9 protein-coding genes are annotated in these 14530 nt (G+C 38.2%); 6 read left to right on the forward strand and 3 right to left on the reverse strand.

Annotated features, from left to right (window positions below; all coding sequences use genetic code 11):
* Positions 1-165 precede the first annotated feature (165 nt).
* The 6 genes from V7266_RS05635 to V7266_RS05660 all read left to right on the forward strand — a co-directional run bounded on the left by V7266_RS05635 (position 166) and on the right by V7266_RS05660 (position 9867).
* Positions 166-1617: a PTS mannitol transporter subunit IICB gene (locus V7266_RS05635; RefSeq protein ID WP_335466514.1), complete on the forward strand. Its 1452-nt coding sequence runs from the start codon at positions 166-168 to the stop codon at positions 1615-1617.
* Between the two features lie 196 nt (positions 1618-1813).
* On the forward strand, positions 1814-3937 hold the full coding sequence (locus V7266_RS05640) for a BglG family transcription antiterminator (protein WP_335466516.1): 2124 nt from the start codon (positions 1814-1816) through the stop codon (positions 3935-3937).
* Positions 3938-3940: 3 nt separating this feature from the next.
* The gene (locus V7266_RS05645) at positions 3941-4378 is read left to right on the forward strand and encodes a PTS sugar transporter subunit IIA (RefSeq protein ID WP_335466518.1); all 438 of its coding nucleotides are present in this window, start codon (positions 3941-3943) and stop codon (positions 4376-4378) included.
* Between the two features lie 223 nt (positions 4379-4601).
* Positions 4602-6509, forward strand: coding sequence for a PTS mannitol transporter subunit IICBA (locus V7266_RS05650; protein ID WP_335466520.1), 1908 nt, complete (start codon positions 4602-4604; stop codon positions 6507-6509).
* A 116-nt stretch (positions 6510-6625) separates the two neighbouring features.
* Complete coding sequence (locus V7266_RS05655; protein WP_335466522.1) at positions 6626-8719, forward strand: BglG family transcription antiterminator; 2094 nt, start codon at positions 6626-6628, stop codon at positions 8717-8719.
* A gap of 5 nt (positions 8720-8724) precedes the next feature.
* On the forward strand, positions 8725-9867 hold the full coding sequence (locus V7266_RS05660; protein ID WP_335466524.1) for a mannitol-1-phosphate 5-dehydrogenase: 1143 nt from the start codon (positions 8725-8727) through the stop codon (positions 9865-9867).
* A 71-nt stretch (positions 9868-9938) separates the two neighbouring features.
* On the opposite strand, the gene V7266_RS05665 is transcribed toward V7266_RS05660, so the two are convergent.
* The 3 genes from V7266_RS05665 to V7266_RS05675 all read right to left on the reverse strand — a co-directional run bounded on the left by V7266_RS05665 (position 9939) and on the right by V7266_RS05675 (position 14121).
* On the reverse strand, positions 9939-11180 hold the full coding sequence (locus tag V7266_RS05665; RefSeq protein ID WP_335466525.1) for an aminopeptidase: 1242 nt from the start codon (positions 11178-11180) through the stop codon (positions 9939-9941).
* A 147-nt stretch (positions 11181-11327) separates the two neighbouring features.
* A complete protein-coding gene (locus V7266_RS05670; protein ID WP_335466526.1) occupies positions 11328-13436 on the reverse strand; it encodes an MMPL family transporter in 2109 nt (702 codons plus the stop codon).
* Between the two features lie 109 nt (positions 13437-13545).
* A complete protein-coding gene (locus tag V7266_RS05675) occupies positions 13546-14121 on the reverse strand; it encodes a TetR/AcrR family transcriptional regulator (protein WP_335466528.1) in 576 nt (191 codons plus the stop codon).
* Positions 14122-14530: the final 409 nt, after the last annotated feature.

Below are 14530 nucleotides of genomic sequence, written 5' to 3' on the forward strand. Positions count from 1 at the left end.
GACTGGAGCGGAAATCAACTTCCAAGATTAACACAGCCTTTTGAAAAGTAAATGTTGGCAACAATCAGTGTGACAAAATGAAATTTTGTATCAATTGTATACTTTATGAAACCGCTTTATTATTTAAAATAGATAGAAAAACAAAATAAAAGAGGGGGAAAAGTGATGGGTGAAGCACTCAAAAAAGATACAACAGTAACAAATGAAACAGCTAACGAAAAATCAGATGTAAAAGTTAAAATACAAAAGTTTGGAAGTTATTTAAGTGGAATGGTCATGCCAAATATTGGTGCCTTTATTGCATGGGGGCTAATTACAGCATTATTTATACCTACAGGGTGGATTCCTAACAAGGATCTCGCAACACTAGTCGGCCCAATGATTACATTCTTATTGCCATTATTAATAGGTTTTACCGGCGGCCGGATGGTATATGATATTCGCGGCGGAGTAGTCGGAGCTACAGCAACAATGGGTGTGATTGTCGGAACTGATATCCCAATGTTCTTAGGCGCTATGATTATGGGACCACTTGGCGGGTTTGTAATCAAGAAGTTCGACAAACTGATTGAGGGAAAAGTAAAATCAGGCTTTGAAATGTTAGTTAATAACTTTTCAGCAGGTATTTTGGGAGGCGCTTTAACACTATTAGCCTATAAAGGTGTTGGTCCCGTTGTTGAAGCCTTAAGCAAATTTTTAGCATCTGGAGTTCAATTCATCGTAGATCATAACATGCTTCCACTTGCTAACGTTTTTATTGAACCAGCAAAAGTACTATTTTTAAATAACGCGATTAACCATGGTATTCTAAGTCCTCTAGGAATTGAACAAGCGACAAAAGCAGGAAAATCCATTCTATTCTTACTAGAAACAAACCCTGGTCCTGGTCTTGGTATCTTACTTGCCTATTGGTTATTTGGTAAAGGAACAGCAAAACAAACAGCACCAGGAGCAGTGATTATCCACTTCTTAGGCGGTATTCATGAAATCTACTTCCCATACATCTTAATGAAACCGATGTTAATTTTTGCAGCTATGGCAGGCGGTGTGAGTGGAGTATTTACTTTTAATATCCTTCATGCAGGACTTGTTGCCGCTCCATCACCAGGAAGTATTTTTGCGCTGCTTGCAATGACACCAAGAGGTGGATATTTTGCAACATTAGCGGGTGTAATCGTGGCAACGGCCGTGTCCTTCGCGGTAGCAGCCTTGATTCTAAGAACAAGCAAGGTAACAGCTGAGGAGGACTTATCTTCTGCAGCCGCTAAAATGGAAGCAATAAAAGGTAAGAAAAGCTCAGTGACTTCTGTCTTAACCACACAAGATGAAATCAAGCCTGAAAATGTAAATAAAATTGTCTTTGCTTGTGATGCTGGAATGGGTTCAAGTGCAATGGGTGCTTCCATTCTAAGAAATAAGGTAAATAAAGCAGGTTTAGATGTAACCGTTACGAACACGGCGATTAGTAATTTATCATCAGATGCAGATGTGGTTGTGACACATAAGGATTTAACAGACCGAGCAAAGGCAAAATTACCAAATGCAAAACATATTTCAGTTGAGAATTTCTTAAATAGCCCTAAGTATGATGAGTTAATAAATAGTTTAAAAAAATAATCAATAAAAGGGCCTATAATCTAATAGGCTCTTTTATTTTAATTCTGTCAACAAGTAGTTTGACTAAATCATTAATAGCTTTCGTTGTGTAAAGGAGTTTACGGAATTAAACTAAATATAGGAAGCATAAATTTTAATTTTGGCAACATCTAACTTACAAGGCTTTCGGTTCTGCCTGACTTAAGGAAGGTGAGAAATGTATATTTCGGCAAGAGAACGGCAAATTCTTGAAATCTTATTAAAGACCAATGATGAAACAACCGTAAAGGATCTTGCAGATTTAATTGGCGTTAGTGGAAGAACAATCCATAGAGATTTAAAAAACATCGAAGATATTCTGGACGAATATAACCTGACATTACAAAAAAAATCAGGAGTCGGTGTCCAACTAACGGGCGAAAAAAAGAGAATTGAAGATCTGGAACTCTATTTGTTTAATCTGTCACATACAGAATATACACCAGAAGAACGACAAACCATTATGCTATGTGAGCTTTTGGAAACAAATGAACCTGTAAAACTTCTTGCCCTTGCCACAGACTTAAATGTAACCATTGCAACGGTAAGCTCTGACTTAACCAAACTGGAAGAGAAGTTAAAATCGTTTGGGCTGGACCTTATCCGAAGAAGAGGATACGGTGTAGAAATTGCGGGGGAAGAAAGTGCAAAAAGAAGGGCAATGAGCTATTTAATTTCCGAATATCTTGATGAGTCTGAGCTTCTTTCTTTAACACGGGATAATATTCAAATGAGATCGACACAGCAAATTCACACCATTTCTGAAAGACTAATGGGACTTGTTGAAAAAAGGAAATTAGTTATTGTTGAAAACATAGTTAAGTCTATTGTTCAAGAGCTGCCCTTCTCAATGGCAGATAGTGCTTATATTGGTCTTGTAGTTCATTTAGCTCTGGCTTTAGAAAGAATCCAAAAAGGGGAAGGTATTAAAATCAATTTGGCCTATCTGGAGGACCAGAAGGTAACCAAGGAATACACATATGCACAAAAAATAGTTTCCCAATTGGAACAGGTATTTCAAATTAGTATACCGGATGCAGAAGTAGCCTATATTACTATGCACTTAAAGGGAGCTAAAATAAGGCATGAAAATGAACTTGTAATAGAGGATGCAAGTTTACAGACCGCCATAAAAACAAAAAAGCTGATAGAAATAGTAGGGAAGTTAGCTGGTATGGATTTATCGGCCAATCGCTCTCTTTTTGAAGGTCTTATTGTACATCTGAAGCCAGCAATCTATCGGATAAAGGAAAAGATGGGCATTAGCAACCCTTTGCTAGATAAGATAAAAAAGGATTATGAGGATTTATTTGCAATCGTGAAACAGGCTGTAGACCAGGTGTTCCCTGAGTTTTATGTTCCGGACGAAGAAACAGGCTATCTAGTCATGCATTTTGGAGCAGCGATCATGGGCAGAAATGACCTTGGAAAGTTTAAAACACTTGTGGTTTGTTCGAGTGGCATTGGCACATCTAAAATGCTGACAACTAGATTACAAAAGGAATTTCCTGAGCTAAAACATATCCAAAATGTGTCGGTAATGGAATTTCAAAAAATGAATAAGGAAGAATATCAACTCGTCATTTCAACCATTCCTATTCCGGAATATGATTCGGACTATATAGTGGTAAATCCATTTTTAAATAAGGATGAAATTGAAAAAATACGGTCTTTTTTAAATGAATACAAGTTTGTTCATAGTTCAAAAAAACAACTTCCAGTTACATTCCAAACCAATAAGATGGCCAAAAATATTTTTAGTTTTATAGAGGAAATGAAGGGTATCAAAGAATATGCAGGCACGATTGCAACCGTTCTTGAGGGATTTGAAGTAACAGATGTTAATGGCTGCCACACGGTGAAAGAGCTTCTAACTATTGCCTGTAAAAACCTCTATGAACAGCATAGGATTAATGATGCTGACAAGGTAATTCAGGCCATCCTTGAAAGAGAGCGTCTGGGGGGAGTGGGTATCCCTGAAACAGCTATGGCATTATTTCATGCCCGCTCGGACCATGTCCTGCAGCCTTGTTTTACCATTAGCACACTGAAAACGCCGATCGGGGTTATGGGTATGGATGGGGTAGAAATAAACATGGAAAATCTCATCCTGCTTTTATCACCTAGTCGTACAACAAATAAGACTTTAGAGGTATTAAGTTTTTTAAGTTCATTGTTAATTGAAAGCAATGAAACGATTCAAATATTTCAATCCAATAATAAAGAGCAAATGACAGAACTACTGACTGGAAGATTTGAGCAATTTTTTAATCATAAATTAACAGAATTAAGGAGTGTGTAAGCAATGGCAAATTCTATTTTAACAAAAGATAATATTCGATTAAACACAACGGTTGGTTCAAAAGAGGATGCAATCAGATTAACGGGTGGATTACTTGTTGAAAAAGGCTATGTGGAGCCTAACTATATTGAAAAAATGCTCGAGAGGGAACGGTTAACTTCTACTTATATGGGGAACTTTGTAGCCATTCCACATGGCACCGAGGATTCGAAGCCTTTTGTAAAGGAATCAGGCATCTCGTTTGTTCAAGTGCCTAAGGGTGTAGATTTTGGCGCAGGAAATATTGTTAAACTGCTTATTGGTATTGCTGGAAAAGATAATGAGCACTTGGATATCCTATCTAATATTGCCATTGTTTGTTCCGAAGAAGAAAACATTGAGAAGCTTGTTTCTGCACAATCTGCTGATGAAATCCTAGCTATTTTTGAAGAGGTTAATTAATTTCACAGTTATTGAATGATACAAAACATAGAGATTAGCCAATAATCTTGCAGCTTATACCTTCATTCATTGTTAAAAAGAATGGGTGAATATTTGATATTCTTTGAGAAACAATATATTTGTCACTTTGACTGTGACAAATATCACTTTCCTCTTTGTTGTATACAGAGGACTAGTACTTTACTATAAATAAAGTACTATAACAATGAAGGGATGAGAGCAAATGGCTCAATCAAATATAAAAGTAGCGGTCCAAAAATTTGGTAACTTCCTAAGTTCAATGGTTATGCCGAATATATCCGCTTTTATAGCGTGGGGTCTCATTACGGCCTTATTTATTCCAACAGGTTTCTTTCCGAATGAAAGCCTTGCCAAAATGGTTGGCCCAATGGTTAGTTACTTACTGCCGCTCTTAATTGGATATACAGGCGGTAAGCTTGTACATGAGCAGCGCGGAGGCGTAGTTGGTGCCATAGCAACCATGGGGGTCATTGTGGGGGCACCAGATGTTCCAATGTTCTTAGGTGCCATGATTATGGGACCATTCGGCGGCTGGGTGATCAAGAAATTTGACCAATCAGTCGAAGGGAAAATTAAAGCTGGCTTTGAAATGCTGGTTAATAACTTTTCAGCAGGTATTTTAGGTGGATTGCTGGCCATTTTATCTTTCTTAGCAATCGGACCAGCAGTAGATGTGTTTACAGGCTGGCTTGTTGCGGGTGTCGATTGGTTAGTTAGTACAGGATTATTACCACTAACAAGTATTATCATTGAACCTGCGAAGATCTTATTCTTAAATAATGCGATCAACCATGGTGTTCTTTCACCAATCGGTGTAGAGCAAGCAAAAACAGCAGGAAAGTCATTACTATTCCTTCTAGAAGCAAACCCAGGACCTGGTATCGGTGTGCTGCTTGCCTACTGCATCTTTGGAAAAGGTACGGCAAAAAGAACGGCTCCAGGTGCAGCCATTATTCAATTCTTTGGCGGAATTCATGAAATTTATTTCCCATACATTTTAATGCGTCCAATGCTGTTCTTAGCAGTTATTCTAGGCGGGATGAGTGGCGTATTTACATTAGTTCTTTTAGGCGGCGGATTACTTGCGCCTGCATCACCCGGCAGTATCCTGGCTATTATGGCCGTTACTCCTCATCATGCTGGAACATACATTGCCAACCTAGCAGGAGTGCTTGTAGCAGGAATCGTATCTTTCGTTATCTCATCTTTTATTTTAAAAACAGGCAAAGAACAAGAAGAAGATATCGAAGAAGCGGCCAAAAAAATGCAGGAAATGAAAGGGAAAAAGAGCTCAGTCTCTAACGTGTTTGCAGCTAATTCCGGCACAATGCCTGAAAAAGTAAACAAAATTGTGTTTGCTTGTGATGCAGGAATGGGTTCGAGTGCAATGGGAGCTTCCTTGCTGCGTAAAAAAGTAAAAGAAGCAGGTTTAAATATTTCCGTTACCAATACGGCGATTAGTAACTTGCCAGCGGATGCACAAATTGTAGTTACACAAGAAGAGTTAACACCTAGAGCACAGAATAAATTGCCAAATGCATACCATATTTCAGTTGATAATTTTCTATCGAGTCCAGAGTATGATAAATTAATTAACCAACTTAAAAATCCGGATACTGCTCAACTTCAAGAAATCGTTGAAGATGCTGAAGCGAATGTTCCAGAAGCAGACAACCGAGCCGATGATTCACTGCTTCTCGAGGAAAATATATTCTTAAATCAGTCCTTCTCCTCGAAAGAAGAGGCGATTCGTTTTGCAGGAAGAGCGTTGGTTAATGCGGGATATGTAAAAGAAAGTTATATTGAAGCCATGATTGCGAGAGATGAAATGACATCGACTTATATGGGTAACGATGTAGCGATTCCACATGGAACAGAAGAAGCTAAAAAGGATGTCTTAAATTCAGGATTTACCGTTTTACAAGTACCAAACGGTGTGGATTTTGATGGCCAAAAGGTTCGTCTAATCTTCGGAATCGCTGGGAAAGATGGTACACATCTTGAAATCTTATCTGGTATTGCGGTAACATGCTCAGATATGGCTAATATTGAGAAATTAGTTGAAGCAAAATCAGCAAGAGAAATAATGGATATCCTAAATAGTAAATAATAATACGAATGAATACAAAAATCGGCATACCGATTTTTGTATTCACTTTTTTATTATTTGTAAAATTAATCCCCATTAGGCTCTTTTATGTTACTTCACAGAATCGAGTTGGTAGCATGTATGTAACTACAAGGGAAAAGGCAATCATTGAGTTACTCGTTAAAACATCTGGCAAACATACAGTAACATCACTTGCAAACCACCTGAATGTAAGTGCTCGTACGGTCCACCGAGATTTAAGCGGGGTAGAAAAAATTCTGCAATCCTTTAATCTTCACTTAGTTCGACAGATAGAAACAGGGCTTAGGATTGAGGGGAAAATCGAAAACGTATTTCGTCTAGTTCAGAACGTAACGAGTATTGTCCCTATTGATCAAACCCCAGAAGAAAAGAAATTGCTTCTGCTTATAGCTTTGATGCAAGAGGAAGCCTTTAAGATACAAGCTTTAGCTAATGAACTTGGGGTTAGTAACGCAACATTAACCACTTATTTGGAAGAATTGACTAAATGGTTAAGCTCTTTTAATGTGATGATTACAAGAAGAAGGGGAGTTGGCGTTGATCTGATAGGATCAGAGTCAGCTAAACGAAAAGCACTAGCCAGTTACTTCTTATTGTTTTTTTACGAAGAGCTAATTGAGAGTTTATTTTTGTTAGAGAATCATAAATACACACAAGAATTAATTTTGCATTATTTTCCTCCAGAGCACATTGTTGTCATAGACCGGATAGTAAATAAAATTTTTGATAGTGCCCAGCAGCGTCTTACTGATAATGATTACATCGGACTTATTGTACATATAGCTATAACCATGCAGCGGATAGAGGCCTCTTTTTTTCTAGAAGAAGATGAAGGGTCTGCCAACAATTTGACTAATGAATATAACTTGATCAATGAAATATGTGCTGAACTTGAAACTGCCTTTTCGGCAGCCTTTACGGAAGAAGATAAAAACTATTTGGCTGTTATCCTAAAAGGCTCAAAACTACAGGCAGTCAATGTTGTTCCCTATGATAGTCTCGTTTTAAGTAAAATGGTCAAGAGCCTGATTAAGGATGTTTCTTCACAACTTCATATTGATTTGACGAATGATTTCTCCCTTTACCAAGGCTTATTAGCTCATATGGAACCATCACTCTATCGGATTAAACAACAAATGGGGTTGTTTAATCCTCTAAAAGAGGAAATAAAACAGAAGTATCCGTTCCTGTTTTTGGCGGTGAAAAATAGCGTTGAGAAGCTGTTTACGGACATTGATTCAATCCCTGATGATGAGATAGCTTTTATTGTTCTGCATTTTGGGTCTGCGCTGGTTATGCGGGAAGAGAAATTATCGATACAGGCATTGGTTGTTTGTCCGACCGGTATTGGAACATCAAAAATGTTAGCAAGCAGGATTAAAAAAGAAATCATCGGAATTGATTCTATAGATATTAAAACTATTAAGGAAGTTCAAGATCAAAAAAATATAAAAAATTATGATTTAATTATTTCTACGGTAAAGCTTCCATTTTTAAACAATGGCTATCTCTTGGTTTCACCTCTTTTAACAGAGGAAAACATCCTTGCGATTAAAAGCTTTTTAAGAAATAACCTAAAAAAACTTACGGAAAAAAGAGAGTATATTCCGATAGAGAGTACTGAAGTCTCTCCAACAGGTGCTGCATTTAGTGGAACAATAGGTGAACTTCTAAATCAGCTCAAGACGGTACAAGACAGTATAGAGGCAGTACTAAGTAATTTTAGGGTATATAAGATGCACCATGTTAATCATCATGAGAAAGTTTTGGCAGAAATGGTCATTACCGCCCAAAAGGAAGAGCTTTTAAACTCTGCGATTGATGTCTTAACCTCGTTAAGGGAGAGGGAACGAAAAGGTGGACTAGGGATACCTGGGACTAGTATGGGCCTTTTTCATTGCAGAGATAAGAATATCCATAAGCTCATTTTTCAAATCGCTCATCTGCATGAACCAATTGTGGTAAAGGGGATGGATGGCAGCGACATGTACATGAAGAATTTACTATTGCTGCTAGCCCCTGAGGAATTAAGTGTTAGAGAGCAGGAAATAGTAAGCTTGATTAGCACTAGTTTAATTGAAGACAGTGAAGCGATGATGATTTTTTCCTCCTCGAATGAGGAAGTGATTCGCGGAAAATTAGAAAAAATTTTTTTACATTATCTCCAAACTAAAATAATAAAGGAATGATTAGGATGAAACTAGCAGTTCATTTTGGAGCAGGGAACATTGGAAGAGGATTTATTGGGGCGCTTTTTTCACAGTCCGGCTATCACGTAACTTTTGTTGATATTGCCGATCAAATTATCAATCAGCTAAATGAGGAAAAGCAATATCAAGTAAAATTAGCCACAGCTGAAAAAGAAAGTATGACAATCAAGAATGTCTCTGGATTAAATAATATGACACAAGAAAGTGAAGTAGTGGAGGCAATTAAACAAGCTGTATACTTAACTACTGCGATAGGTCCCAATATTCTTCCACATATTGCACCACTCATTGCAAAGGGTTTGGCTGAGAGAGTAAAAAATAACGATGAGAAGTTGTATGTAATAGCATGTGAGAATCAAATATCAGCAACCGACCTATTAAAAGGATATATCTTTGAACATTTAGATAGTGAAACAAAGGAAAAATTAGCGGATAAAGTGTACTTCTTTAATTCCGCTGTTGACCGTATCGTACCTCTTCAAAACAATCAAGGTTCACTTGATGTATTAGTAGAACCTTATTATGAATGGGTAGTAGAAACAAGTGAAAATATCCCGCCCGTTGAGGGGATGACAAAGGTTCGTGACCTTGCCCCTTTTATTGAGCGGAAGTTATTTACGGTTAACACAGGCCATGCTGTTATTGCCTATTTGGGCTATCTGGAGAATAAGCCTACTATTGATCAGACATTGGCAGATGAAGAAATTGTAAAACAAGTTCAAGCGACTCTTGGTGAAACCGGCGCTTATTTAATCCATCAATACGGCTTGAATTCAGAAGAACATGGCAAATACATCGATAAGATTATTCATCGCTTTGAAAATGCTTATTTGAATGATGACGTAACAAGAGTGGGACGCTCACCAATCCGTAAACTTGGTCCTAATGACCGTCTTGTACGTCCTGCTGTCGAAGCTCAAAAGGCTGGACTTTCCTATACGAACCTTGCAAAAGCAATTGCATCAGCTTTACTTTTTGATCATCAAGAAGATCCAGAAGCTGTTAAACTGCAAGCCATGATTAAGGAAAATGGGCTTTCTGTTGTTTTAAAGGAAGTAAGCGGGTTGGATGAAAATAGTGAAATTTCCAAAGAAGTCATTAGATATTATGATCAGTTGAAAAAATAAAGACAAAGGGGTCAGTCCGAGCTGCTAGATAGCGGTTCGGACTGACCCCTTTAATAGGTTAGACTAGAATTCTATATTGCCCAGTCTCCGTTACGGAAAATCGGCACCATCGTGCCATCTTGTTTTATTCCATCAATATTCATTTTGTCAGAACCAATCATAAAGTCGACATGAACAGTAGAAGTGTTCATACCATGTTTTAATAAATCCTCTTCGCTCATTTTCGTACCACCCTGAATAGTAGTAGGGTACGCTGCCCCAATGGCTAAATGGTTCGATGCGTTTTCATCATAAAGAGTTGTAAAGAAGGTTATGCCAGATTGAGAAATAGGTGATGGGTCTGGAACTAAAGCAACTTCACCCAAGCCAGTTCCGCCATCATTGTCAAAAACGAGTTTCTTTATGGTTTCATCGCCTTTTTCAGCTGAAATATCAACAATTTTTCCGTCTTTGAAGTGTACTTCAATACCCTCGATTAAAGTACCTGCGTAGCTAAGAGGCTTGGTGCTGCGAACGACACCATCCATACGATGGGTATCTGGAGCTGTGTAAACCTCTTCTGTCGGCATATTAGCAATAAATTCTTCTCCTTTTGGATTATGGCTTTCCGCGCTCATCCATATATGATTCTTTGGAAGTCCTAACGTCAAATCAGTTCCAGGTGCTGTATAATGCAGCGCATCAAACTGGATTTCATTTAACTTCGCTGCCTTTTCATTCAATGTCTGTTTATGTTCATCCCAAGCAGCAACGGGGTCATCTTCATATACACGGCAAGTTTTAAAAATTTGATCCCAAAGAGCGTCAACTTGTTCTTCTGAAGTTGCTAAATCAGGGAATACTTTTGCAGCCCAGCCAGCCCCGGCAGCTGCGGCAACAGTCCATTTTAACTCATCGTTTTGGGTTGCCGCGCGTTGAGCTTTGAATGCCTTTCCTGCTATATTTTGATAGGCAGCAATTTTAGAAGGATCCACTTCATTTAATAGCCCGGGATCACTTGATACAATCGATAGCCGGCTTACACGATGATTTAAAACATGGTCTTCAGATTCTTGAATTTCATAGTCAGGGATGTTGGTTAACACTTCTACTGGTTGATGTAAGTAGTTCAGTTTACTAATTTCGTCATCTGACCATTTTACAATAACTTTTTCAGCACCTAGTTCATAGGCTTCTTTGGTGATATACCGAGCTAAAGGAGCTTGGTCAACCGTGATGGTCATTTTAACCCAATCCCCGGGCTGAACATTGATTCCTTTGGAAACAAGTAGTTTTGCATATTTATGTAGATTTTCTTCAAAGTTAGGAAGCATTTTGTTTTCCTCCATTCATTTACTTTCATTCACTATACTAGCATAGTATACGAAATTTTCCTGAAACTAAGTCCTGTCTCAGTGAGCTTTATTAGTAAAAAAGCCAGTCTTTCAAGATTGAAGGACTGGCTCTGGTATGTTGGAGATTTACATACTTTCGCTTACCTTTTTATCTTTTTCCAATAAGATAATTAACCCGGGTAGTAGAATTCCTCTTATTAAGAAGGTATCAAGCAAAATCCCCACTGCAACAATGAATCCAAAAACAAATAATAATTGAATGGGCTGGGTCATTAGGACAGCAAAGGTTGCAGCGAGAATGACACCTGCAGATGAGATTACTCCACCCGTACTGGCAACAGCAATTTCCACTGCTTCCTTAACGGTATGTTTCTTTTGTTCCTCTTGGAATCTGGAGATTAACATAATATTATAGTCAATTCCAAGAGCCACCAGAAATACAAACGCATAAAGAGGCACACGGTCACTGATCGTGCTTATATCAAAGAATAGACTACTTAAGAACATCCCTAAGCCTAGTGCAGCAAGGAAGGAAATTAAAATGGTTCCCATCATATAAATAGGCATTTTAAACGACTTAGTTAAGATAATTAACATGGCAAAAATCAAAACTGTTTCCAGGAGAACAATAACAATGACGTCTCGGTTATTAGTGGCACGGTCATCCACTTTTCCGGCCGTTTCACCCGCAAAATAAAGCTTTCCTTTCAAACCACTTTCGTCTATTAGTTTTTCGGACTTATTAATCATTCTTTCCATCGCATCAATGGTGGAAGTGGAATAGGGATTTCCCTTAAATGTCACGCTGTAATTTATTACTTTTTGATCCTCAGTGATGCCATTGATCCGGACACTGCTGACAAGCGGCTGATCCGAGAGGACCGTTTGTAATTGCTTTTGCTGCTCAGCTGTGATGGTATTTGGCGACTCCAATAGAACCGTTGTTGGAGCGAGGTCGCCTTTTTCAAACTTTTTCTCCAAAATTTCATAGCCTAATCGTGACGGCATATCTTTTGGGAATGACCTCATGGTGTCAAACTCATATTTAAGATTAAACATATTACTTGCAGCAAAGAGTAGTAATATACCAATGACAGCAACGGAGAGGCCTGGTTTTTTTGCAACAAAACGGCCCGCTTTACTCCAAAGGGAATTTTGATTAACGGCTGCATCCCCTACCCTTGGAACCTTAGGCCAGAAGGACTTTCTGCCAAAGAGTGTAAACAAAGCGGGAACAAGTGTAATGGAAGCCAGCATAATGATCAGCATCGTAGTGGCGAAGGTTGGAGCAAAGTTATGATAATCGCCCGACTTAGCAAAAAATAACACAAGCATTGCTGCTAAAACAGTTCCTCCTGAAAAGAAGACCGGCGTGCCTGTTTCCCTCATTGCTTCCTTCATGGCATCATATTTATTTCCATAAGCCTTCAGCTCTTCACGGTAACGCGAGAAAACAAATAGTGAATAATCAATAACGGCGGCAAAGAGCAAAATCGACATGATGGAAATCGTTTGACTGCTCATTGCAAGTCCTGCTTTTCCCATCAGGCCAAGTGTTTGAGACACAACCTCATAGACAAACGCTGCAGCAAGGAGCGGAATCAGTGCCAATAATGGCGAGCGATAAATAACAATTAATAAAACGAGGATTAAACCAACTGTAGAGAAGATAAGGACTAAATCTGCCCGTGAAAAAAGGTCAAGCGTATCCGCAGCAATCCCTGCAGGTCCTGTCACATACAATTTTAAATTCGTTGTTTCCTTGGTAATCTTTGAAATCTCGTCAATCGACTTTTTTATTTCCTTTGTTTCTAAGGTTGAATCAAAAGTCAAAGGAATGATGGCTGTTGTTTTATCAGCAGAGAAGAAGCCAGCTGCGGCCTGGGGAGGTAATGCTGATAAAGAGATTAGTTGCTGTACCTCCTTAATCTTTTCAATTTTAACCTGGTCTAAAAGATTAGTAAGGTCTGCGAGACTAATCTCACCATTTATATTTTGAAAGACTAATATAGCTGGAAGCCCATCATTATCCTTAAAATATTGATCAACTTTCTTTTGGGCAACAACAGATCTTGCATCATCTGGAAGGGTATCAATCTTAGAAACCTCATAATCTCTTACACTTGGAGCAAAGACCGCCAAAAGTATAGTAACAAGAAGCCAGGCAGAGAGTGTAATCCACATTCCCTTTCTGGTGGCAACACGATCAGTAATGGCTTTTATAAATGTTTTCATTCTGTACCCCTTTCGATTAGTTATTGAGAAAGGTGACACAATTGTCACTTTGAAGAAAAAAAGACACCTTTATCACTATAATTATCAATTAAAGTGACAGTAGTGTCAATTATTCCTTTCTTAACATTCCGTGAAGAATCATCTCTTTAATCGAGCTGACCCATTGGGGATGGGGAATTCCAAAGTGGTTCGGAATCATGATCGTTTGAAAAATAAATCCAAGTATTAATGGATCGGGTAATGTCTCCTTCAACTTTAATTCCTGTCTGCCTAAAGAGATGAATCCTTGTAGATGGTGATACATATTCAAATGCTGCTTTTCCAGCTTTTCGTGATTTGCTTTGACCTTTTGATTCCCATTGATGGGAATGCGGCGTCCTAATTCAATCATATGCGGGACGGTTGAATTCTTGAATATAAGATGGATTAAAAAATCAAACTGTGCATCAAATCCAGCTACGGATTCAATGTCTTTTAATTCAATGAGAAAGTGCTCCATCTCATAGAGCATATAATCTGTTATGAGTTCTTCTTTGTTTTCATAATACTTATAAATGGCCCCTCTAGAGATTTCCAATTGTTCAGCTAAGAGGCTAAACGAGAATCCCTCATAGCCATGTGTTAAAAGCATTTCTTTGGTTATTTGAAATAAATCATCCGTTGAGAATTTGCGTTCACGTGCCATATAGTCTAGTCACCCCAAACTTATTATAGTCGATTGTGAGCGCAATGAACATTCTCGCCAAGTGATAGACTTGTGAACAAAGCAGTTGATTCATATGGGAAATTTAAGGGTATATAAAATTCAACTAAACGCTTGATTAAATTTTCTGAAGCGGATCAAAAAACTAACTAAACGTTTGATTAAATGAGGCTGTACCTATAGGTAAAGGCTTTTTGAGTACTAATCAAACGTTTAGTTAAACCTAGATAAATAGAAGGGGAGTAGCTAGATGAGCCGAAATTCGATGGGAATTTATTAAGCAAACGGGGCAAGAAGATAGTGAGGAAGTTTTTTTGGGACTAGTGACCCAGCGCCTTTGCTTGAAGGATAATATGCGATAAGAGAAAAGAAAAACTGTCCTTCATAAGGG

This window comes from Neobacillus drentensis (assembly GCF_036965645.1).
GTDB lineage: Bacteria > Bacillota > Bacilli > Bacillales > Cytobacillaceae > Neobacillus > Neobacillus drentensis_D.